General features: G+C 68.8%; 22 protein-coding genes and 1 pseudogene. 4 read left to right on the top strand and 19 right to left on the bottom strand.

Annotated elements, in window-relative coordinates; genetic code table 11:
• Positions 1 to 31 precede the first annotated feature (31 nt).
• The 9 genes from ABEG18_RS16515 to ABEG18_RS16555 all read right to left on the bottom strand — a co-directional run bounded on the left by ABEG18_RS16515 (position 32) and on the right by ABEG18_RS16555 (position 9,637).
• Complete coding sequence (locus ABEG18_RS16515; RefSeq protein WP_406854142.1) at positions 32 to 469, bottom strand: c-type cytochrome; 438 nt, start codon at positions 467 to 469, stop codon at positions 32 to 34.
• A 140-nt stretch (positions 470 to 609) separates the two neighbouring features.
• Positions 610 to 2,925, bottom strand: coding sequence for a xanthine dehydrogenase family protein molybdopterin-binding subunit (locus ABEG18_RS16520; protein ID WP_406854143.1), 2,316 nt, complete (start codon positions 2,923 to 2,925; stop codon positions 610 to 612).
• Positions 2,926 to 2,991: 66 nt separating this feature from the next.
• The gene (locus ABEG18_RS16525) at positions 2,992 to 3,336 is read right to left on the bottom strand and encodes a rhodanese-like domain-containing protein (RefSeq protein ID WP_406854144.1); all 345 of its coding nucleotides are present in this window, start codon (positions 3,334 to 3,336) and stop codon (positions 2,992 to 2,994) included.
• A 109-nt stretch (positions 3,337 to 3,445) separates the two neighbouring features.
• Positions 3,446 to 4,027 carry a sarcosine oxidase subunit gamma gene (locus tag ABEG18_RS16530; protein ID WP_406854145.1) on the bottom strand — a complete coding sequence of 194 codons (582 nt, stop codon included), beginning with the start codon at positions 4,025 to 4,027 and terminating at the stop codon, positions 3,446 to 3,448.
• Positions 4,020 to 7,043 (bottom strand): sarcosine oxidase subunit alpha family protein, encoded by a 3,024-nt coding sequence (locus ABEG18_RS16535; protein ID WP_406854146.1) that lies wholly within the window; start codon positions 7,041 to 7,043, stop codon positions 4,020 to 4,022. The genes ABEG18_RS16530 and ABEG18_RS16535 overlap by 8 nt, the downstream gene beginning before the upstream one ends.
• Positions 7,040 to 7,345, bottom strand: a complete 306-nt coding sequence (locus ABEG18_RS16540) for a sarcosine oxidase subunit delta (RefSeq protein WP_406854147.1) — start codon at positions 7,343 to 7,345, stop codon at positions 7,040 to 7,042. Before ABEG18_RS16540 ends, ABEG18_RS16535 begins: the two co-directional genes overlap by 4 nt.
• A 12-nt stretch (positions 7,346 to 7,357) precedes the next feature.
• Entirely contained in the window at positions 7,358 to 8,608 is a 1,251-nt protein-coding gene (locus tag ABEG18_RS16545; RefSeq protein ID WP_406854148.1) for a sarcosine oxidase subunit beta family protein, read from the bottom strand.
• A 244-nt stretch (positions 8,609 to 8,852) separates the two neighbouring features.
• Positions 8,853 to 9,425, bottom strand: a complete 573-nt coding sequence (locus ABEG18_RS16550) for a sigma-70 family RNA polymerase sigma factor (RefSeq protein WP_406854149.1) — start codon at positions 9,423 to 9,425, stop codon at positions 8,853 to 8,855.
• Positions 9,422 to 9,637 (bottom strand): NepR family anti-sigma factor, encoded by a 216-nt coding sequence (locus tag ABEG18_RS16555; protein ID WP_406854150.1) that lies wholly within the window; start codon positions 9,635 to 9,637, stop codon positions 9,422 to 9,424. Before ABEG18_RS16555 ends, ABEG18_RS16550 begins: the two co-directional genes overlap by 4 nt.
• 164 nt (positions 9,638 to 9,801) lie before the next feature.
• On the opposite strand from ABEG18_RS16555, the gene ABEG18_RS16560 reads away from it, so the two are divergent.
• Complete coding sequence (locus tag ABEG18_RS16560; RefSeq protein ID WP_406854151.1) at positions 9,802 to 10,614, top strand: response regulator; 813 nt, start codon at positions 9,802 to 9,804, stop codon at positions 10,612 to 10,614.
• 129 nt (positions 10,615 to 10,743) lie between these two features.
• On the opposite strand, the gene ABEG18_RS16565 is transcribed toward ABEG18_RS16560, so the two are convergent.
• From ABEG18_RS16565 to ABEG18_RS16575, 3 genes are all read right to left on the bottom strand, one after another.
• A complete protein-coding gene (locus ABEG18_RS16565; protein WP_406854152.1) occupies positions 10,744 to 11,109 on the bottom strand; it encodes a hypothetical protein in 366 nt (121 codons plus the stop codon).
• Positions 11,110 to 11,146: 37 nt separating this feature from the next.
• The gene (locus ABEG18_RS16570) at positions 11,147 to 11,305 is read right to left on the bottom strand and encodes a DUF3309 family protein (protein ID WP_406854153.1); all 159 of its coding nucleotides are present in this window, start codon (positions 11,303 to 11,305) and stop codon (positions 11,147 to 11,149) included.
• A 310-nt stretch (positions 11,306 to 11,615) separates the two neighbouring features.
• Entirely contained in the window at positions 11,616 to 11,942 is a 327-nt protein-coding gene (locus ABEG18_RS16575) for a hypothetical protein (RefSeq protein ID WP_406854154.1), read from the bottom strand.
• Between the two features lie 246 nt (positions 11,943 to 12,188).
• On the opposite strand from ABEG18_RS16575, the gene ABEG18_RS16580 reads away from it, so the two are divergent.
• Positions 12,189 to 12,677: a ferritin-like domain-containing protein gene (locus ABEG18_RS16580; RefSeq protein WP_406854155.1), complete on the top strand. Its 489-nt coding sequence runs from the start codon at positions 12,189 to 12,191 to the stop codon at positions 12,675 to 12,677.
• A 137-nt stretch (positions 12,678 to 12,814) separates the two neighbouring features.
• Here the strand turns inward: ABEG18_RS16580 and ABEG18_RS16585 are convergent, their stop codons facing one another.
• The gene (locus ABEG18_RS16585) at positions 12,815 to 13,084 is read right to left on the bottom strand and encodes a glycine zipper domain-containing protein (protein ID WP_406854156.1); all 270 of its coding nucleotides are present in this window, start codon (positions 13,082 to 13,084) and stop codon (positions 12,815 to 12,817) included.
• Positions 13,085 to 13,333: 249 nt separating this feature from the next.
• Here ABEG18_RS16585 and ABEG18_RS16590 point away from each other — a divergent pair, with 249 nt between their 5' ends.
• A complete protein-coding gene (locus ABEG18_RS16590) occupies positions 13,334 to 13,618 on the top strand; it encodes a general stress protein (protein ID WP_406854157.1) in 285 nt (94 codons plus the stop codon).
• A gap of 113 nt (positions 13,619 to 13,731) precedes the next feature.
• On the opposite strand, the gene ABEG18_RS16595 is transcribed toward ABEG18_RS16590, so the two are convergent.
• The 5 genes from ABEG18_RS16595 to ABEG18_RS16615 form a co-directional block, all read right to left on the bottom strand.
• Positions 13,732 to 14,349, bottom strand: coding sequence for a hypothetical protein (locus ABEG18_RS16595; protein WP_406854158.1), 618 nt, complete (start codon positions 14,347 to 14,349; stop codon positions 13,732 to 13,734).
• A 247-nt stretch (positions 14,350 to 14,596) separates the two neighbouring features.
• A complete protein-coding gene (locus ABEG18_RS16600; RefSeq protein ID WP_406854159.1) occupies positions 14,597 to 15,448 on the bottom strand; it encodes an SDR family oxidoreductase in 852 nt (283 codons plus the stop codon).
• Between the two features lie 42 nt (positions 15,449 to 15,490).
• Positions 15,491 to 15,784 (bottom strand): hypothetical protein, encoded by a 294-nt coding sequence (locus tag ABEG18_RS16605; RefSeq protein ID WP_406854160.1) that lies wholly within the window; start codon positions 15,782 to 15,784, stop codon positions 15,491 to 15,493.
• Between the two features lie 50 nt (positions 15,785 to 15,834).
• Entirely contained in the window at positions 15,835 to 17,886 is a 2,052-nt protein-coding gene (locus tag ABEG18_RS16610) for an HWE histidine kinase domain-containing protein (protein ID WP_406854161.1), read from the bottom strand.
• Between the two features lie 249 nt (positions 17,887 to 18,135).
• A complete protein-coding gene (locus tag ABEG18_RS16615) occupies positions 18,136 to 18,288 on the bottom strand; it encodes a hypothetical protein (protein ID WP_406854162.1) in 153 nt (50 codons plus the stop codon).
• A gap of 97 nt (positions 18,289 to 18,385) precedes the next feature.
• On the opposite strand from ABEG18_RS16615, the gene ABEG18_RS16620 reads away from it, so the two are divergent.
• Positions 18,386 to 19,009, top strand: a complete 624-nt coding sequence (locus ABEG18_RS16620; protein ID WP_406854163.1) for a hypothetical protein — start codon at positions 18,386 to 18,388, stop codon at positions 19,007 to 19,009.
• Between the two features lie 258 nt (positions 19,010 to 19,267).
• Here ABEG18_RS16620 and ABEG18_RS16625 read toward each other — a convergent pair.
• Positions 19,268 to 20,146, bottom strand: a pseudogene (locus tag ABEG18_RS16625) (Ku protein); the annotation flags it as partial.
• Between the last annotated feature and the right edge of the window lie 197 nt (positions 20,147 to 20,343).

Consider the following 20,343-nt stretch of genomic DNA (forward strand, 5'->3'; position numbering starts at 1 on the left):
AAGAAGGAGCCGTGTGGGCCCGCCCCTCAGGTCAGCTCTTCTTGACGCGATAGGTCTCGTGGCAGCCGCCGCAGTTCTTCAGCACGGCCGGGAAATTCGCCTTGAAGCTGGCTTCGTCCTTGATCTCCGCGGACGCCTTCACGGCGTCGGCCTCGAACTTCTGGAAGGCGGCCTTGAAGCCGGCCATGTCGTCCCAGATCTTCGGCGCGGCGGTCGTCTCGCCGCCGGTCTTGGAGGTGTCCGGGAAGAGGCCCGGCATCTTCTTGGCCGCGTCCTGGTAGGTGGCCAGCGCCTTCTGCACCTTTGCCAGGTCGAAAGCCGTCTCGCCCTTCAGCATGCCGCCGGGGTCCTTGGTGGCTCCGCCGACGCTCTTCATGACGTCGCGGCGCTGCGCGATCACGTCGCCCTGCGCGAACACGACGGTGGCGCCGGTCGCGATGACGGCCGCGGCGATGATGGCTCGAATCATAAAGCTTCCTCCTGCCTCATTCACATGAGGTCTGTTGACTTCGCGGTGGAAGGTGAAGCTTTCCGAGCGAGGAAGCGATGACAGCACGCGCAAAGCCGAACTTGCACAATCGCAAGTTCAACTTTGCGTTATCCGTCGGATCAGGCGGCGGCCTTGTCGGCTCCGTTGATCGCGGCGAAAACCCGGTCCGGGGTGGCCGGCATGTCGATGTCGCGGATCCCGTAGGCCCGGTCGAGAGCGTCCACGACGGCGTTCATCACGGCCGGGCAGGATCCGATCGAGCCGGCCTCGCCCGCCCCCTTCATGCCGAGCGGGTTCGTGGTCGAGGGCACGTTCCGGGTCTCGAAGTGCAGGAAGGGCACATCCCCCGCGCGCGGCAGGCAGTAGTCCATGAAGCTGGCCGTCACGAGCTGGCCCTCCTCGTCGAAGACCGTCTTCTCCAGCAGCGCCTGGCCGATGCCCTGGACGACGCCGCCATGCACCTGCCCGGCGAGAAGCAGCGGGTTCACCGCGATGCCGAAGTCGTCGCAGATCGTGTAGCGCACGACCTTGGCGACCCCGGTCTCCACGTCGATCTCGACCTCGGCGATGTGCGTGCCGTTCGGGTAGGTCGCATTGGGCGGGGTGAAATCGCCCTCCCCGGTGCGGGCCTCGCGGGTCGCTTCGGGCAGGTTCGCCAGTTCGGCGAAGTCGATGCGCCGGTCGGTGCCGACCACCTTCACGCCGCCGTCGGCGACCTCGAGGTCGGCCACGCTGGCCTCCAGCTTCTGCGACGCCAGCTCCTTCAGCTTCTCGGCCAGCTTCTCGGACGCGACATAGACCGAGACGCCGCCCACCGGGATGGAGCGGGAGCCGCCGGTGCCGTGCCCGGTCTTGATCTGCTGGGTGTCGCCCTGCACGACCTTGATCCGGTCGAGCGGGAGATCGAGGTGCTGGGCGGCGAACTGGGCGTAGGCCGTGGCGTGTCCCTGGCCGTTCGATTGCGTGCCCGAATAGACCGTCACGGTGCCGTCGGTCTCCAGGCGGATCTCGACGTCCTCGCCCTCGCCCCAGGCGGTGCATTCGATATAGGTCGCCATGCCGATGCCGAGGATCTTGCCGTCCTTGCGAGCGGCGCGCAGCCGGTCCTTGAAGCCGGCCCAGTCGGCCGCCTCGATGGCGCGGGTCATGTGCTGGTCGAAGTCGCCGCTGTCATAGGTCCGGTCGCCGATCGGAGTCGTGTAGGGCATCGCCTTGGCGGGGATGAAGTTGCGGCGGCGGATCTGCTCGGGCCTGAGGCCCATCTCGCGCGCCGCACGGTCGACCAGGCGCTCCAGCAAATAGGCCGCCTCGGGACGCCCCGCGCCGCGATAGGCGTCCACCGGAACCGTGTTGGTGTAGACGCCACGGACCCGGACATGCAGGGCGGGCGTGCGATACACGCCGGTCATCATGGTGGCGCCCAGGAAGGGGATGTAGGGGCCGAACTGCGACGCATAGGCGCCGATATTGCCCAGGATGTCGAAGCGCATGGCCAGGAATCGGCCGGACTTGTCCATCGCCACTTCGCCCACGGCGAAGTTGTCGCGTCCCTGGGCGTCGCCCATGAAATGGTCCGAGCGGTCGGCGATCCAGCGCACCGGGCGCTTGAGGCGCTTGGCGGCTTCCGCGGCGAGCGGATACTCGCGATAGCAGAAGGTCTTGGTGCCGAAGCCGCCGCCCACGTCGCCCGTCACCACCCGGATGTTCTCCGGCTTGATCTTGAGGACGCCCGCGGCCAGCGTGTCGCGGATGCCGTGGACGCCCTGGCTGGACAGCGTCAGCGTGTAGCTCGCCGTCTTCGCGTCGTACTCGGCGATGACGCCGCGGGTCTCCATGTAGTTGGTGATCAGCCGGTTGTTCTCGATCTCCAGACGCACGACCTTGTCGGCCGCCGCGAAGGCCGCGTCGACCTTGGCCTTGTCGCCCATCTCCGAATCATAGGCGAGGTTTCCGGGCTGCTGCTCCCACACGGCGGGCGCGCCGGGCTTGACGGCGGCGCGCATGTCGATCGCGGCGGGAAGCGTCTCCCAGTCGATCGCGATCGCCTCGGCCGCATCCTTGGCCTGGTTCGCGGTCTCGGCCACCACGAAGGCGACGGCGTCGCCGACATGCTTGGCCACGCCCTTGGCCAGCACCGGGATATGGGCCACCAGGTTCTGCGTGCCGTCCGTGTTGGGCAGCGGCGCCTGGCAGGGCACGTCGCCCAGGTGAGCCACGTCCGCCGCGGTGAGGATGAGCTTCACGCCCTTCATGGCGCGCGCCGTCTCCAGATCCTTGAAGGCGAACCGGGCATGGGCGTAGGGGCTGCGCAACACCACCGCCTCCAGCTGCCTCTCGGGCGCGTAATCGGCGGTGTAGCGGCCGCCGCCAACCAGCAGGCGGTGATCCTCGACACGACGGAGCGGCTGGCCGATTCCGAACTTCTTGACGGTCATGATGGTCCTCAGCGAAGGCGTGAGAGAGGCGTGCGGATGAGCGGGAGGGCTGCGGAACGGACCGGGTCAGGCGCCGGTTTCGACGGGCTCGCCATGGGCCACCCAGTCCAGGAAGCCGCCCGCGTAATGCGCGTCGGCCTTGACCCCGCCCGCTGCGGCGGCCGCAGCCGCGGTCAGCGACCGCTTGCCGGACCGGCAGGACAGCACGAGGCGGCGCGGACCGGGATCGGGAAGGGCTGCGGGATCGAAGGTGGAGAGCGGGAACAGCACCGAACCCGGGACATGTCCCGCCTCCCACTCATGCGGCTCGCGCACGTCCACCAGGAGGATGGACCCGTTGGCGAGACCCGCCTTGATGTCCTCGACGCCAAGATCCTCGACCTGAGGCGCCGCGCGGCCGAACCCAAACATGCAGGAAGCTCCGAAGTGGTCTCGGCCCGGACTTTAGACGATCCCTCACGCTTGGCCAGAGCGGCGAGGCGCGGGGCCGCGCATCGCCCGACGCAGGCCGCGGCGTGCGTCAGCTCACGGCGTTCTCGCGGCGCACGGCGTCCAGCAGGCCATACACGTAGGGCGCGAAAGACCGCCAGACCTCGACATGGAAGCGCTCCGGATCCGTCCGCCACAGGACGATCTCGGCCTTCTCGAAGATCGTGCGGGCGCACATGCCGACCGGGAACGCCCCGGGCGAAAGGTCGAGCGGGACCGCCGCGTTCAGCGCGAGGTCGGCGCCCGGGCCTTCGACGATCAGGCCGGTCTGCCGGTGCGAGACCTCGACCAGGCTGTGAGGGACGCCGGCCAGGCGCTCCGACAGGGTCCGCCCGATCGCGGCCGCGTCCTCCGCGGGGCCGATCAGCAGCCACTCGTCGGGCCCAAGCCACAGGGCGGCCCAGCCGGCGCCCGTGACCGCGCGCAGCGGCGGCGGCGGCGCATTCAGGCCCAGGATCGGACCCGCCGCGGCCGCGGCGTCCTCGCCCCGCAGGATGAAGCGCGCCGCGGGGCCCCCGTCCGACAGCAGCACGCCGCCGAAGGCGCCCATGTCGGCCGGAAAACCGCCGAGTGGCGAGACCCGGCGCGCCGGCGTTGCAGAGGCGTCAGCCATCGAGGCGGCTCCCGTCCTTGTCGTAGAAGATCGGCGCGGCGACCACCGCCGGCACGGCGCCGCCCGGCATGGGGATGAAGACCGTCTCGCCCATGCGGGCGCGCCCGCCGGACAGCAGGCCCATGGCGATGGATCGCCCGAGCGTCGCGCTCCGGTAGGACGAGGTGACGTGCCCGAGCGCCGGAGCGCCCCGCACCGGCGTGGCCTCTGCGGCGATCTGCGCGCCCTCTTCGAGGAGGGCCGCCGGGTCCTCGGTGAGCAGGCCCACCAGCTGCTTGCGGTTCGGGGCGGCGATGTCGGGCCGCACGAGCGAGCGCTTGCCCACGAAGTCGGGCTTGGCCTTGCCGATGGCCCAGTCGAGACCGAGATCGTTGGGCGTGACGGTGCCGTCGGTCTCCTGCCCGACGATGATGTAGCCCTTCTCGGCGCGCAGCACGTGCATCGCCTCCGTGCCGTAGGCGACCATGCCGTGCTGGCGGCCCGCGTCCCAGATCGCCTCCCAGACGGCCTCGCCATGATCGGCCGGCACGTTGACCTCGAACCCGAGCTCGCCCGTGAAGCTGACCCGGAACAGCCGCATGGGGACGCCCAGGATCGTTCCTTCGCGCACGCTCATATGCGGCATGGCGCCCGCCGACATGTCGACGCCCTCCACCAGGCTCTCCAGCGCCTTGCGGGCGTTCGGCCCCTGGACGGCGATGACGGCCCATTGCTCGGTCGTGGAGGTGAGCCAGACCTTGAGGTCGGTGAACTCGGTCTGGAGATAGTCCTCCATGTGGGCCAGCACGCGCGGCGCGCCGCCGGTGGTGGTCGTGACGTGGAAACGGTCGGGCGCCAGCCGGCCGATCACCCCGTCGTCCATCACGAACCCGGCCTCGCTGAGCATCAGGCCGTAGCGGCAGCGCCCGGTCTCGAGCTTGGTCCAGGGGTTGGTGTAGAGCCGGTTCATGAACTCGGCCGCGTCCGGTCCGACGACCTCGATCTTGCCCAGCGTGGAGGCGTCGAAGATCCCGCACGCCTCCCGCACCGCCAGGCACTCCCGGGCCACGGCCGCGCGCATGTCCTCGCCGGCATGGGGGAAGTACCAGGCCCGCTTCCACAGGCTCACATCCTCGAACACGGCGCCGTTGGCGGCGGCCCAGCGATGGGTCGGCGTCTTGCGGGCGGGGTCGAAGAACTCGCCCCGGGAGTGGCCGGCGAAACTGCCGAAAGTCACCGGCGTATAGGGCGCCCGGAAGGTGGTGAGCCCGACTTCGGGGACCGACCTGTCGAGCGCGCCGGCGGCGATCGCCAGGCCGTTCATGTTGGAGGTCTTGCCCTGGTCCGTCGCCATGCCGGTCGTGGTGTAGCGCTTCACGTGCTCGATGGACCGGAAGCCCTCGCGCACCGCGAGCCGGATGTCCTTGGCGGTGACGTCGTTCTGGAAGTCGACGAAGGCCTTCACCTTCTGGGGATCGCGGTGATGCGGGACAGCGCCGCGGAACCCTCCGCCCACCGGCGCGATCTCGCCGGAGACGGCCCAGTCCGGGACGTCGGCCGTCGCCGTCGTCCGGCCCAGCGCGGCGTCGGCCGCGGCCAGGCCGGCGCGATGGCCTTCGGCGAGGCCGGCCGCAATGCCGAACGTCCCGTTGCAGGCCCCGGCCGACGCCTGCTCCTGCGCGGCCGCGCCGGGCAGGAAGACGCCCCGCGCCTCGTCGAAGCGCAGTTTCCCGCGCGACTGGGAGAACAGGTGGACGGCCGGCGCGAAGCCGCCCCCCATGAGGACCACGTCGCAGGCGAGGCGCTCGGTGGGCTTGACGGTCCCGTCCGCCGCCAGCTTGCCGATCTCCACGCCGGAGACCCGCAGGCGGCCCGAGACGCCGGTGATCACCGTCGAGACCAGCACCCGCAGGGCGTTGGAGTTCGCCGCGAAGGCGGCGGCCTCGCCCGGCTCCGGCCGGATGTCCACGATGGCGCCGATGGCGACGCCCGCCGTCGCGAGGTCGACCGCCGCCGCATAGGCGCTGTCGTCGGCCGCGAAGACCACGGCGCGGGCGCCGGGCCTCACCCCGTAGCGGTTCGCCAGCGTCCGGGCCGCGCTGGCCAGCATGACGCCGGGCCGGTCGTTGTCGGGGAAGACGAGCGGCTGCTCGATGGCGCCGGCGGCCAGCACCACCCGGCGGGCGCGCACCTTCCACAGCCGCTCCCGGGGCGCGTCGGCCGGGGCCGTCGCGAGATGGTCGGTGAGGCGCTGCGCCAGCCCGAGGAAGTTCTGCGCGTAGTAGCCGAAGGCCTGCGTGCGCGGCAGGAGCGTCACGTTCGCGCGCCCGGCCAGTTCGGCGACAGCGTGGGCCGCCCAGTCCGGCGCGGGCGATCCGTCGATCGCGACATGCGGCTCTCCGAGCAGGCCGCCGCCCATCTCGGCCTGCTCGTCGCACAGCATCACCCGGGCCGCGCCGTCCTGCGAGGCGGCGAGGGCCGCCGCGAGGCCAGCCGCTCCGGCGCCCACGACCAGCACGTCGCAATGGGCGTAGCGATGCGTGTAGTGGTCGGGGTCCTCCTGGGAGGGCGCGACGCCGAGGCCTGCGGCCCGGCGGATGAACGGCTCGTAGAGGCCAGCCCACGCGCCCGCCGGGGCCATGAAGGTCTTGTAGTAGAAGCCCGCGCTGAAGACCCCGGCCGGGACGAGATTGTTCACCTCGCCGACGTCGAAACCCAGGGTCGGCCAGCGGTTCTGGCTGAAGGCGACGAGCCCGTCATAGAGCTCGACCTGGGTGGCGCGGAGATTGGGCGTGGACCGCCCTCCCCCCTTCGACACCGTGACGAGCGCGTTCGGCTCCTCCGCGCCGGCGCCCACGATCCCGCGCGGCCGGTGATACTTGAAGGAGCGTCCCATCAGGTGGACGCCGTTGGCGATCAGCGCGGACGCCAGCGTGTCGCCCGGATGCCCGGCGAAGCGCCGTCCGTCGAAGGAGAACGAGATCTCGCGCGAGCGGTCGATCCGTCCACCCGCGGGTATGCGGAAGGCAGCGCTCATCGCCCGGTCTCCCGCGCCAGTTCCTCAAGATCCGGTCGCGGATCCGAGGGCTTGTAGGTGGTCAGGATCTTGTCCGACACCGTGTGCCGGACCGCGTTGAAGAAGCGCCCGCAGCCGGACGCGTGCCGCCACCGCTCCGCGTGGACGCCCTTCGGATTGGTGCGGAAATACAGGAACTCCGCCCAGTCCTGGTCCGACACGGCGGACGGATCCGCCGGGCGGGCGATGTGCGCCTCGCCGCCATAGCGGAATTCGAGTTCGGGCCGGTCCATGTCGCAGAACGGGCAATGGATGAGGAGCATGATGCGTCTGACCTAATGGGCGACGGCGGCGGCGGCCGCCTCGTCGATCAGCCGGCCGGTGCGGAAGCGGTCCAGCGTGAAGGCGGCGTTGATGGGATGCGGCTCCCCGCGCGCCACCGTGTGGGCGAAGACGTTGCCGGAGCCCGGGGTCGCCTTGAAGCCGCCCGTCCCCCAGCCGCAATTCACGAACAGGCCGGGCACGGGCGTCTTGCCGATGATGGGGGACCGGTCCGGCGTGACGTCGACGATGCCGCCCCAGTTCCGGAGCATGCGCAGGCGGCGCACCATGGGAAACAGCTCGCAGATCGCATCGAGCGTGTGCGAGGAGATATGCAGCCCGCCGGTCTGCGAGTAGGACGTGTAGGCGTCCGTCCCGGCCCCGATGACGAGCTCCCCCTTGTCGGACTGCGACATGTAGGCGTGGATGGTGTTGGACATCACCACGCAGGGCATCAGCGGCTTGACCGGCTCGGAGACCAGCGCCTGCAGCGGGTAGCTCTCCAGCGGCATGCGCACGTCCGCCATGCTCATCACGACGCTGGTGTGGCCCGCCGCGACCACGCCGAGCCGCGAGGTGGCGATCGGCCCCTTGCTGGTCTCGATCCCGCAGACGGCGCCGTGGGCGTCGCGCCGGATCGCGGTGACCTCGCAGTTCTGGATGATGTCGACGCCCATCGCGCTGGCGGCGCGGGCGTAGCCCCACGCCACCGCGTCGTGCCGGGCTACGCCGCCGCGCCGCTGCAGGGCCGCGCCCATGATCGGGTAGCGGATGTCGGGCGAGATGTTGAGGATGGGGCAGAACGCCTTCGCCTCCGCCGGCGAGAGCCATTCGTTGTCGATGCCCTGCAGCCGGTTGGCGTGCACGTGACGCTTGCCGACCTGAATGTCATGCGTGTTGTGGGCCAGCATCATGACCCCGCGCGGGGAGTACATGACGTTGTAGTTCAGGTCCTGCGACAGCCCCTCCCACAGCTTGAGGGAGTGCTCATACAGGCCCTGGCTCTCCTCCCAGAGGTAGTTGGAACGGATGATGGTGGTGTTGCGGCCGGTATTGCCGCCGCCAAGCCAGCCGCGCTCGACGACCGCAATGTTGCGCATGCCATGGTCGCGGGCCATGTAGTAGGCCGTCGCCAGCCCGTGGCCGCCGCCGCCGACGATGACGGCGTCGTAGGACGCTTTCGGCTCGGGCGAACGCCATTGCTCGGGCCAGCCGGTATTGCCGGTCAGCGCCTGCCTGAGCAGGTTGAAGGCTGAAAATCGCACGGTCGCCGTCTCCGCTCGCCTGTCGCCGCCGCATCTCCGGCGGCGTCGGGGCCATGGCCAAGCCGGCGCCAGAGTGGGCGACCTTCTCTAGGAGCGTTTCGTTTTCGGCGCAGCAAAATTGTCCAAACCCGGCGCCGCGACATTCGGCCCGAGCGAAAGCCTGCGTCCGGGCCGCGGACCGCGCGGTCCGCTCCCGGAATTCAGCCTGTGGTGACGAGAGGCGGACGGACCGGCCGCAGCCGGGTCACTCCCCGGCCCGGAGCAGCTTGTCTCCCACCGACTCTGCGGCCTGCCACTGGCCTTCGCCGCCGTACCCCTCTTCGGACGCCATGGCGAGAAGCTGGCCCAACCGGTTGCGGGCCCGGTTGACGCGGCTCTTCATCGTTCCGACGGCGCAGCCGCAGATGTCGGCCGCCTCCTCGTAGGACATCCCCGAGGCGCCCACCAGGATCAGGGCCTCGCGCTGGTCGGGCGAAAGCTGCTGGAGCGCCTCCTGGAAATCGAGGAAGTCCATATGGGCGTTCTGGGACGGCGCGGAGGCGAGACGGGCCGCAATTTGTCCTTCGGGATCGGCCACCTCGCGACGGCGCTTGCGGTACTCGGAGTAGAAGATGTTGCGAAGGATGGTGAACAGCCACGCGGACATGTTCGTGCCTTCGGTGAAGGAGCCCAGATTGGTCCAGGCTTTGACGAGGGTTTCCTGCACGAGGTCATCGGCGCGGTCGATGTTGCCCGAGAGCGACATGGCGAACGCGCGCAAGCTGGGAATCGCCCCGAGCAGTTCGGCCTTAAGGCTACTGCTGCCCTGCGGGTTCATTCAGCGTCTCCGAGTTTCTCGTCGAGCTTGTCCATGAGTTCGCGGAACCGATCCGGAACTGGCTGGTTGAGAACGTCGTCATAGACGGCGCGCAACTGCCGCCCGATATGGTCCTGGATCTGGGGAACCATCCCGGGCGCCTGATCATGCGCTGATTGTCCCGGGCCCGAGATCTCGGGATCCGAGTGCCGAGCACTCTTCTTCTGCGTCATCGCCACCCTCCGGGATGCCCGGGCCACGTGAACCCGAGCGACGCTATGATACCGGCACCCAACGCCCAGCCGCGCTCCCGGTTCCCGTATGGCGGGAACCTTTTTTTCAGTCGTACGTTGGAGCGCAATGCCGAGCTCATGCCGCGGTCATCTTTGGGGGCTTTATGCCGATCTCTCAGGCCATCTCACCACATCTTCCCTATATGCGGCGCTTCGCCCGCGCTCTGACGGGCAACCAACGCATCGGGGACGTTTACGTTCAGGCGACCCTTGAATCGATCGTGTCGGACCCGACCCGCATCGACACCAGCGGCGACGTGCGGATCTCGCTCTACCGCCTCCTGCTGGAGGTCTGGCGCTCGGTGCCGATCAACGCGCAGGTCGATCCGGCGCTGCCGGCCGTGGAGCTCGGCGCGCAGCGCAGCCTCGACGCCATGACGCCGCGCTCGCGCATCGCCTTCCTGCTGCGCTCGCTGGAAGGCTTCAGCACCTCGGAGGTCGCCCAGACGCTCGACTGCTCGCTGGGCGAGGCGCAGGCCCTGCTCGACGCGGCCGGCCGCGAACTCGCCGACCAGATCAAGACGGATGTCCTGATTATCGAGGACGAGCCGCTGATCGCGCTCGACCTGCAGAGCCTGGTGGAGGACCTGGGTCATCGCGTGGTCGACATCGCCCGCACGCACCGCGAGGCGGTGGCTTCGATCCAGAAGCTCCGGCCCGGGCTGATCCTCGCCGACATCCAGCTCGCCGACGGCTCCTCGGGCCTGGAAGCCGTGAACGAGATCCTGGGCACCCTGGAAGTGCCGGTCATCTTCATCACCGCCTATCCGGAGCGGTTCCTGACGGGCAGCCGGCCCGAGCCGGCCTTCCTGATCACCAAGCCGTTCCTCACCGACACCGTGAAGGCGGTGATCAGCCAGGCTCTCTTCTTCCAGCGCCGCGCCCAGCGGACGGACAAGGTTCCGCTCAGCGCCTGACGACATGAATCCCCGCGTGAACCACCTCACGCGGGGATTTCACGACTTCGCGCGATAAGCGAAGTTCCTCAAGACAACACGCAAAAAGCGCGCGTCGTGACGCGCGCTTTTCGTTTGTCCGGCAAGTCTTTATCGGCGCGTGATGATTCCGAAGATCACGCCGGCGATCAGGGCGGTCAGGACGGACGTCACCGGCGTCCGCTTGACCGATTCTTCGAGTTCCGAGCTCAAGGTCTCGAGCCGGGCCTGGGTGTCTTCGGCGATGCCGACTCCGGCCCGCCGGAAGCTTTCGGCTGCGCCCGTCAGCGTCTCCCGCGCCGTCCCGACGGCCTCGCGCACCTTCTCGGCCTGGGCGGAGGTCTGCTCGCGCACGAGCAGCGCCACGGCCTCGCTCAGCTTGGCGATGTCGGACCGGAGCGCGTTCAGATCCTCCCGGACGGCCTCCTGACTTCCATCGTCCACGCGCGTGGATCCAAAGACGTCGTTCTCAGCCATGAAACTCTCCCATGGGCACGGTTTCCGTTTCGGAACGTCAAAGCCTGCCGGTCAGCAGCAATACGATCACGATGAGAAGAACAACGCCCAGGATGCCGGAGGGTCCGTAACCCCATCCGCGGCTATAGGGCCAGCTGGGGACAGCGCCGACAAGCAACAGGATGAGGATGATAAGCAGGATCGTGCCGATGGCCATGTTCTGATCTCCCGTTTGCCGCCGGCTTCAGGGTACGCCGCGGAATTGAACGGATCGAATTCCCATTCGATCTATTCTGCCGCAACGCTGCAGCCAGCCGGATAGTTCCTCAAGCAGCCGAGCTTCGCTCGCCGGCTCGGTCGAAAACGGAAACGGGATCCGCAGCGACTCGGCTGCGGATCCCGTGGCGCGGTCCGATCGGGCGGGAGGGGGCGAAGACGCCCGGACCGTGCCTTGCTACCGTAATGAAAAGGGCTGGCCTGGAGTTCCGGACACGTGCGGCGCGCGAGCGCTGCGTGCGCCGACGGCGTCAGCGGTCGTCCAGCGACGCGACGACCCAGCGGTTCCACGGAGAACGCTTCGGAGCCGAAGCCGCCTCGCCCGACGAGGCGCCCGAGGTCGTCCCGGACGACGCTTCCGTCGGCGAGCACATGTCCTTGGTGGCGGCGGGCTTGGCCCGCTGCATCGTGACGGGCTGGCTCACCGACACGCGCGTGCTCGCCACGATGAGGCTGGACGACGGCGCGGAGGCGGGGGCCGCCGGCGCATTCTTCACGATGGCGATCACGGGCGGCACGAAAAAGAACGACACGGCCACCGAAAAGGCGAGAGTGGGAAGTATCCGCGATGCGTTCATCTTGCCGCCTCCAGTGAATCTGCCCGGGAACAACGCCGTCTGGCGGGCTCGGTTCCCACAAGCCTTGGGATCTTCGGCGAATAGCCCGCAGCTTTCGATCTTGCGGGAAGGAGAGAGATGCTTGCCGGCGCGCCGCGGGAACGAAGGCCACCAAGCTGACGTTGCACAGCCTCTGCACCATCCACTGCGCCGGCCGCCGGCCGGACCGCCAGCCGACCTCACGGTCGAGCCACACAGGAGGCCATCATGGCTGTGAAGACGCTTCAGGACCTGTTCATCCACACGCTGGGCGACATCTACTACGCTGAAAACCAGATCCTGAAGGCCCTGCCGAAGATGGCCGCCGAAGCCACCTCGCAGGAGCTGAAGCAGGCCTTCAACACGCATCTCGAAGAGACCCGCGGACAGGTGCAGCGGCTGGAGCAGGTGTTCAAGCTCTGCAACGCGCCCGTGAAGGGCGAGCGCTGCGACGCCATCGAGGGCATCATCAAGGAGGCCGACGGCCTGCTGAAGGAGATCGAGGATCCGGAGGTCAAGGACGCCGGCATGCTCGCCGCCGCCCAGGCCGTCGAGCATTACGAGATCTCCCGCTACGGCGCCCTGATCGCCTGGGCCGAGCAGCTCGAGATGGACGAGGTGATCGACCTCCTCGAAGAGACGCTCGACGAGGAGAAGAACGCCGACCGGCTCCTGACCGAGATCGCCGAGGGCGAGGTCAACGAAGAGGCCGCCTGATCGCCTGACGTCACGAGTGTCTTACGAGGCCGGTCCCCCTGGGGCCGGCCTTTTTCGTACGGCTCGCCGCCAGGCGCAAAAAAAAGGCCGGCGTCGCGCCGGCCTTTCCAACCCTGATGGGGAAGCTTCTGGATCGCTCAGTAGTAGTCGCACACCCGGCGGCCATACGCGTCGTAATAGCAGTCGCGGCCGCGCTGAGGAGTGGTGGCGGCGCCCACGACCGCTCCGCCGGCTGCGCCGATCGCCGCGCCAGCGAGCGCTCCGCTCCCGCGGCCGGTGGCGGCTCCGCCGATGACAGCACCAGCCGCGCCGCCGAGGACGGCGCCCGTCGCGGCGCGATTACCCTGTTCGGTGGCGCACGCACCGAGCGAAAGCGCAACGGTGGAAATCATCAGGATCTTCTTCATCGCCATCTCCTTGTGGCCGACCTTACGTTTCCGCTCCGGTCCACAAAGACCCTGCGTTCGTCGGCGTTGCGCGGGTCAAACGCATGTCAAGCCACAAAGGTTGCGAGGCCGGCTGCACAACCCGCAGCGGAGCAGCGAATTATCCGCTTCCGACAAGCGCTTCGTCCGACCCCTCCTCGCCTGCCGATCGCGGAACCAACCCTGACTGCCAGCGTTGGAGGACACAAAGCAAATCAGAGGAGCGCAGGAATGCCAGACAAGCAGCAGCGGTCGAACCGGGGCTTCGCTTCGATGGACGAAAGCAAGCAGAGGGACATCGCCCGCAAGGGAGGTGAAAGCGTTCCGAATGAGAAGCGTAGTTTCTCGCGCAACCCGCAGCTGGCGGCTGAGGCCGGGCGTAAAGGCGGCCGCAGCGTGGCTCCTGAGGCCAGAAGCTTCTCACGCGATCCCAAGCTCGCCGCCGAGGCGGGCCGCAAAGGCGGCGAGGCGTCTCACAGCCGTCGCATGAAGGACGCCGAGCGCACCACCCGTTAGGGCCTGCGCCGTCCATCGAAATCAATGTCAGAGGCGTCGGTTCCGGCCATCGGGATCGACGCCTTTTTCATGGGCTGGTTTATGGGCCTGCTGACGAGGGGGCGGCCGGGCCGTCACCCGCCCGCCGCGGTGGAGCGGGAGATGTCGGCCTGTCCGGCCGCATGAGAGACTCGGCTCCGGATTTCCGAGCGCATGGCGGACCAGAGCCCGTCCCAGCCCTCCGGCGTCTCGCTCGAGGGCGCCAGGAGCTTCACGGCCTTGTGCCTGGCGCGCTGCAGATCGAAGAGCGGCTTGGTGGCCGTAATCACCACGTCCACCCGGCCGAGCACCCGGCGCTCCAGCAGCGGCAGGGTGGCGGGCGCATTCGGGCGCGACGCGAGGTCCTCGACGCAATCGTAGATCCGAAGCTTCGGCGTAACATGCGAGCTGAACGCCATCGCGGCGGGAGAGATCAGCCACAGGATCTCGGCCGGCGACGTCCCGGCCTGGTAGTCGTCGAGCAGCTTGCGCAGCGCAGCGTTGGCCGTGCGGTCGGCGAGGCGCGGCGGCAAATGCGGCTGCAGGATCTCGACGTCGCCTTCCCTCCTGTGCGTGAGCTCGCCCGCGCCTTGGCCGTCGAGGAGAGGCTCCTCGAAGACCACCACTTTGTAGTCCGCGGCCGCGCGCGTCATCAGCTCGCGCAGGCGCGGATCTTCGTCGGTCCAGCGTCGGTAGGGGAAACACAGCAGCACAGGCTTGTCCTCCGGACGGGAAACGCATGGGGAAGACGGGGCGAGCGAGAGAGAGGTCGTGGACGGCATGTGCTGGGGCGACCCTTTCGACGATGACGCGCCCGCGCACGCGGGCAGACGCCTGTGAGCGGCCTTGCGGGCGGTGCGACAGGATTGATCAGTGCAAATCGACGCAGGCGAAACGTTCAAACCCCGGCCGGAGTTCCCTGCCGGGATCAACAAAGCTTGCGCGGAACGTCGGAGCGGATCAGCCGTTCACGATCGTCCCGCCATTGGGATGGATGACCTGGCCTGAGAGATAGGACGCGTCCTCGCTCGCCAGGAACACATAGGCGGACGCGACCTCCCGCGGCTGCCCGGGGCGAGCCATCGGCACGTCGGACCCGAAGCTCTTGACCTTCTCGGCGTCGAAGGTCGCCGGAATGAGAGGGGTCCAGATCGGACCGGGCGCCACGGCGTTGACCCGGACGCCGTCCTTGGCGAGGGCCATCGAAAGCGACCGCGTGAAGGCGACGATCGCGCCCTTGGTGGAGCTGTAGTCCAGCAGTTGCGGGCTGCCCTTATAGGCCGTCACCGACGTCGTGTTGATGATGCTGGAGCCCGCCTTGAGGTGCGGCCTCGCCGCCTTGGCCATGAAGAAATAGCTGAAGATGTTGGTGCGGAAGGTGCGCTCCAGCTGCTGCTCGGAGATCCCGGTGATGTCCTCGACCTGGTGCTGTTCGGCGGCGTTGTTGACCAGCACGTCCAGCCCGCCGAAGGCCGCGACCGTCTTGTCGACCGCCTCCCGGCAGAGCGCCTCCTGTCCGACGTCGCCTGCGATGGCCAGCCCACGGGACCCCTCCGCCTCGATCAGGCGGATCGTCTCCTGCGCGTCCTCGTGCTCCTCCTTGTAGACGATCGCGACGGACGCGCCCTCGCGCGCCATGGCGACCGCGACGGCGCGACCGATGCCGCTGTCTCCTCCGGTGATGACGACGGACTTGCCGGCGAGCCGCCCCGCCCCCGGGAATCGGGGAGCGTAGTCCGGTTTCGGGTTCATCTCGCTCTCGTGGCCGGGCTGGCTCTTCTGATGCTGGGGCGGGAGGGTCTGGTCGGGCATGTTTGGTCCGTCGCTGATGTCTGGGTGGTGCGTCGGCGGCGATCAGCCGTCGACGTGCTGGGCCAGGCCAGTGCCGATCAGGCCGCATACCGCGAGGCCAGTCGAAACGCTGGCGATAAGCGCGAGCGCCGGGCCGGGCGCGTCGCTGGTCAGGACGAGACGTCCGAGCCCCTGGGCGTCCAGCCCGACGAGAGCTGCGGTGAAGCCCGCCCCGAGAGCAAAGCCGCCCGCGAGGTTGAACATGAGGAAACGCGGCCACTCCGACAGACGGCGCGCCGCGACAAGGTCCGATGAGCGTTTCATCCGCTGGGTTTCCGCCGTCGCGTGGTTGACCAACGGAGCCCATGCGGGGTTCGTTCCCGGCGGCGCGGAACGGAGCGGAGCTTTCAGCCGGCCCAGACTTTGGGCGCGCTCGGCTCGGCGCCGAGGGGCCGGATGTGAGAGGCCGGAATGTCGATCGTCCAGCTGAACCCCTCAGGATCGTAGGCCAGCTGGGCGCGTCCGTTCAGGGCCCTGGGCACGAGCCGCTCGATCACGGCGTGGCCGAACCCCTTGTGCCTCGGCGGCTCCACCCGGGGGCCGTTCCGCTCGCGCCAGGTGAACACGAAGCGGCCATCGGCATCGGGCCCGGCCGACCATGCGATCTCGATCGATCCGCCGGGCGTCGAGAGCGCCCCGTATTTGGCGGAGTTGGTCGACAGCTCGTGCAGCGCCAGTCCGATGTTCTGGGCCGCCTCGGGCTCGAACCGCACGTCCTCGCCAGTGAGCCGGATGCGCGAGCCGATCAGGTCGCGCCAGTGGCTGAGCTGCGTGCGGACGAGCTCGGACACGGACGCGCCCTGCCAGTTCTCGTTGACGAGAATGTCGAGCGAACTCGCCAGACCTTGCAGCCGCCCGGAGAAGCGGGCCTCGAAGTCGCGGGCGGACACGCTGGTCGTGAGCGTCTGCCGGGCCATCGCCTGCACGACGGCCAGCAGGTTCTTGGTGCGGTGGGTGAGCTCCCGCAGGAGGATGCGGTTGTGCGTCTCGCGCTGGCGCCGGTCGGTGACGTCGACGCTGGCGCCGAGGATCCCCACGATGCCGCCCCTGGCGTCCCTCTGCGGCTCAACCCGGACGAGCTGCCACGTCTCGACGCCTCCGACAGCGACCCTGAACTCGCCGGCGGCGGGCTCGCCCAGGTCGAGCACCCCCTGCTTCATCTCGGTGAGCTTGCGCGACAGGTCGGCCGGGAAGACGTCCGCATCCGTCCGGCCGACGAAATCGGCGGCGATGCGGCCGTGGAAGTCGCGGCTCATCCACGAGTAGCGCAGGTCGGGACCCTGGGCGAAGACCGTGATGTCGGCGCCCTTCAGGGCGACCTGGAAGCGCTGGACGGTGGTGCGCAGTTCGTCGCTCACCTGCGCCAACTGCTGCTGCACCTGCCGCTCGCCGGTGAGATCGATGATCGCCCCGATGAGGCCGGTGAGCTGGCCGGCCTCGTCGACGACGGGTTCGGTCCTGACGCGGAACCACCGTCGCCCGCCGGACACGTCGACGCTGTATTGGTAGTCCCGGGCCTTGCCGGTCTCCAGCACGGACGTCTTGGCCGGAATCACGATGGCGGCCACCTCGGCAGGCAGGAAGTCCTCCTCGCGAGAGCCGATGATCTTGTCCCGGGCGTAGCCGAAGACGTCCCGGCTGATCCACGTGAAGATCCTGTTGACGTCCTGCGTAAAGACGACGACGTCCGCCGCCCGCAAGGCCACCTCGAAGCGCTGCACCGTCCCGGCGAGCTCGCGCGTTCGGACCGAGACGTCTTCCTCCAGCCGCTCATTGGCCTGCCGCAGCCCCTCGCGGTTGCGGGCGGCGTCGCCCAGGGCGCGGTAAGCGCTGACGATCTGGTGGACAGCAAACAGCAGGATCGCCAGCGTGGCGAGGCCGCTCAGGAAGAGCTGACGGCGGGCCGCGCTGCGATAGCCCTGCTCGAGGCGCGCGATGTCGGACCGGTTGCCGTCGATGAACGCCAGGACGTTGGACCGGAGTTCGGCCTCCTCGGCGCGGCCCGAAGCCTGGCGCAACTCCGCGGACGCCTGTTCGCGCTCCCCGGCCTGGGCCAGGCGCACCAGCCTGTCGGCCTCGGCGAGCCGGCGCTCCAGCAGCGCCCCAATGCGCTCGAGCCTGTCCTTTTGCGCCGGATCCGCCCGCGCCTCCAGGGTGGCGAGCGCGGCCTTGGCCTGCGGCGCGAGGTCCCGGATGCGGAGCGCCTGGGCGTCATCGCCCAGCATGATCGCGGACGTTTCGGCGCTGATGATCGCCGCGAAGGTCGATTCGAGCTGGTAGGCGTTCTCGCGGATGTCAGCGGCCCGCATGCTCAAGGTGGCGATGCGGTCGGTGTTGAGGACGGCCAGCATGGCCGCGACGGCCGCCGCGACCAGGACGGCGACGGCGAAAATGGCCACCCGGCCACCCCGGCGAAAGGTCGGCGCGGTCCGGCTCGCTTCGGCCCCGCGTGCTGCACGAGCCGAATCCGACGGCTCCGCAGGCGCCGCTGGGTCTCCTCCCGATCGCTGCATGTCTGCTTTTGCCCCGACCCGAGCGCAATGCGTCCGTCCGGCGACGTGGCCGCCAGACGCCTGAACGCGCCGTTCTGCGAAAAGGTTCCGCTTCCGCTTGGGTGCTTCTTCGATGATGTCGACCTCTGCCCGGGATCAACGCCCCACGGTGAAATACAAGACAACGCCGGCCAGGATCGCGAGGCCGAGGCCCATGCTGAGGACGTACCGGACATTGTGGCCCGTCACGCCCTGCCGGGCGCGCGTCTCGTTACTGCGGGTCGGCTCGTCCGGCAGCTGGTCTGACATCAGGATCTCCAGGCTAGGGGCGAACGGCGCGCCCAGGCGGTCAGCCTGCGAAACGTCCACATGAGCGACGGGGTTCCGTAGCGGGCGCAACGAACGGATGTCGGGAACGGATCGAAGTGGAACACGTTTGTCCCTCGCCAGCCCATGCCGTCACGGTGTCGAGCGTTTCGAGGTCTCCATGTCGATCCATGCCTTTCCTCCTGGCGTACGCATTTTGCTGCCGGCCGACGCGCTGTTCGTCATCGACGTGCTGCGCCGGTTCGAGCGTTTCCGCCACGGCTATGATCAGAAGCATCTGGACGCCGCCGCGGCCTCCATTCGGGAGCGGCTGGGCGACGGCGCTGTCGACGGCCTGATGTCGGACGCGCTGCTCCTCGACAACGAGCTGCGCCTGCGGACCAGCGGCGCCTTTGATTGCATGCCGGAGGGTGCGCCCTCGGCGACCGAGCATGAGCTTCTCCTGATCAGGATGATCGCCTGCATGCAGGCCGGCGAGTTCAAGGCCGCGGCGGCGCACGCCACCCAGCTTGAGATCGTCCAGAGCCGCGCGTTGTTGATGCTGGTGAACAAGATCGCGGGCCGGCTTGCCGACCATGGCCTGCGCCTGGACCGCGGCGTGCTGGAGCCGAGCTGGTCCATTCCCCACGCCCCGCCGCCGCGCGCGTCGGCCGGACGCGCGCCGGACCTGCGGATCGTGGCGTCGGCGAGCACGCTGGGCTGATCAGACTGCCTCAAAACGATAAAGGCCGGAGTTCACCTCCGGCCTTTCGATTCGCACGCCTCCGCGTCAGGCGCTCTTGCGTCCGCGCGCCGGTTTCGCTCCGCCGGACCGCGCCGGCTTGCCCTTGACGGCGGGGGACCGTGCGGCCTCGTCCTTCGCCTTGCCGGTCGCCTTGGCGACGGGCTTGCTGGGCGCAAGCGGCTTCGCCCCACCGATCGCAGGGGCTTTCGCCGCGGCGGGGGCCTTGCCTTGCGCCTTGGCCGGAGCCTTCTTGGCGGCGGCCGGTTCCGTCACGGCGGCGGCTCGCTCCGGCGGCTCGCGCCGCTCCGGCGGCTCGCGCCGCTCCGGCGACTTGCGCTCGTCGGCCGCGAGGCTCTTACGCAGCGCGTCCATGAGGTTGACCACATTGCTCGGCTTCGGCTGGGCCGTCGCCGCGGGCGCGGCCCGTCCGCCCTGCTTGGCCTTCACCAGCTCGACGAGGGCGTTCTCGTACCGGTCCTCGAACTTGGACGGATCGAAGGAGCCTTTCATCCGGCCGATGATATGGCCGGCGAGGTCCAGCATGTCCGGCGGGATCGCGATGTCGGGGATGTCTTCGAAATACGCGTCTGGCGTACGGACCTCGTAGGGGTAGCGCAGCGTGGCCGCGAACAGCCCCTTGCCGCGGGGCTCCAGCATGACGATGCGCTCGCGCCGATAGAGGACCACGCGCGCGATGCCGACCACGTCGTGCTCGCGCATGGCCTCGCGGATCACCGCGAAAGCCTCCTGGGCGACCCTGTCGACCGGGGCGAGGTAATAGGGAGCATCGAGATAGAGTTCGTCGATCTCGGATCGCGGCACGAAGGATTCGATGTCGATGGTATGGCTGCTCTCGATCGCGATCGCGTCGATTTCCTCGTCCTCGATGATGAGGTAGTCGCCCTTGGCGACCTCATAACCCTTGGCCTGATTTTCCGCTTCCACCACGTCACCCGTATCGGGGTCGAACATCTGGCGCCGGAGGCGGTTGCCCGTGGCTCGATTGACGGTGTGGAAGGCGACCCGGGCCGAGGCCGTCGAGGCGGGATAGAGCGCGACGGCGCAGGAAACGAGGGAAAGCTTGAGGTATCCCTTCCAGTTGGCACGCGGCGCCATGACCCAACTCCTGCGCGGCGAATCACGCTCGCCGGACTCTCGAACGTGAGTCGTCCGGGACTCGTTCCACGACACAGATTCATTCGCTACCCAACGTCCGACGGCAGCCATCATAACATGGGTCAAGATCCGACGCTGAGGTCCCGGGCGGCTGCCCAGCATCCGCCACAATCCGGCCGATATCCTGCCGTCCCGCA

Origin of the sequence: Alsobacter sp. KACC 23698 (assembly GCF_045348435.1) — a bacterium.
Classification (GTDB): Bacteria; Pseudomonadota; Alphaproteobacteria; order Rhizobiales; family Beijerinckiaceae; genus Alsobacter.

Excerpts from the sequence above, each read along its gene's own strand:
- ABEG18_RS16515 (WP_406854142.1), bottom strand. The coding sequence starts at position 469 with ATGATTCGAGCCATCATCGCCGCGGCCGTCATCGCGACCGGCGCCACC.
- ABEG18_RS16520 (WP_406854143.1), bottom strand. The coding sequence starts at position 2,925 with ATGACCGTCAAGAAGTTCGGAATCGGCCAGCCGCTCCGTCGTGTCGAG.
- ABEG18_RS16525 (WP_406854144.1), bottom strand. The coding sequence starts at position 3,336 with ATGTTTGGGTTCGGCCGCGCGGCGCCTCAGGTCGAGGATCTTGGCGTC.
- ABEG18_RS16530 (WP_406854145.1), bottom strand. The coding sequence starts at position 4,027 with ATGGCTGACGCCTCTGCAACGCCGGCGCGCCGGGTCTCGCCACTCGGC.
- ABEG18_RS16535 (WP_406854146.1), bottom strand. The coding sequence starts at position 7,043 with ATGAGCGCTGCCTTCCGCATACCCGCGGGTGGACGGATCGACCGCTCG.
- ABEG18_RS16540 (WP_406854147.1), bottom strand. The coding sequence starts at position 7,345 with ATGCTCCTCATCCATTGCCCGTTCTGCGACATGGACCGGCCCGAACTC.
- ABEG18_RS16550 (WP_406854149.1), bottom strand. The coding sequence starts at position 9,425 with ATGAACCCGCAGGGCAGCAGTAGCCTTAAGGCCGAACTGCTCGGGGCG.
- ABEG18_RS16555 (WP_406854150.1), bottom strand. The coding sequence starts at position 9,637 with ATGACGCAGAAGAAGAGTGCTCGGCACTCGGATCCCGAGATCTCGGGC.
- ABEG18_RS16560 (WP_406854151.1), top strand. The coding sequence starts at position 9,802 with ATGCCGATCTCTCAGGCCATCTCACCACATCTTCCCTATATGCGGCGC.
- ABEG18_RS16565 (WP_406854152.1), bottom strand. The coding sequence starts at position 11,109 with ATGGCTGAGAACGACGTCTTTGGATCCACGCGCGTGGACGATGGAAGT.
- ABEG18_RS16570 (WP_406854153.1), bottom strand. The coding sequence starts at position 11,305 with ATGGCCATCGGCACGATCCTGCTTATCATCCTCATCCTGTTGCTTGTC.
- ABEG18_RS16575 (WP_406854154.1), bottom strand. The coding sequence starts at position 11,942 with ATGAACGCATCGCGGATACTTCCCACTCTCGCCTTTTCGGTGGCCGTG.
- ABEG18_RS16580 (WP_406854155.1), top strand. The coding sequence starts at position 12,189 with ATGGCTGTGAAGACGCTTCAGGACCTGTTCATCCACACGCTGGGCGAC.
- ABEG18_RS16585 (WP_406854156.1), bottom strand. The coding sequence starts at position 13,084 with ATGAAGAAGATCCTGATGATTTCCACCGTTGCGCTTTCGCTCGGTGCG.
- ABEG18_RS16590 (WP_406854157.1), top strand. The coding sequence starts at position 13,334 with ATGCCAGACAAGCAGCAGCGGTCGAACCGGGGCTTCGCTTCGATGGAC.
- ABEG18_RS16600 (WP_406854159.1), bottom strand. The coding sequence starts at position 15,448 with ATGCCCGACCAGACCCTCCCGCCCCAGCATCAGAAGAGCCAGCCCGGC.
- ABEG18_RS16615 (WP_406854162.1), bottom strand. The coding sequence starts at position 18,288 with ATGTCAGACCAGCTGCCGGACGAGCCGACCCGCAGTAACGAGACGCGC.
- ABEG18_RS16620 (WP_406854163.1), top strand. The coding sequence starts at position 18,386 with ATGTCGGGAACGGATCGAAGTGGAACACGTTTGTCCCTCGCCAGCCCA.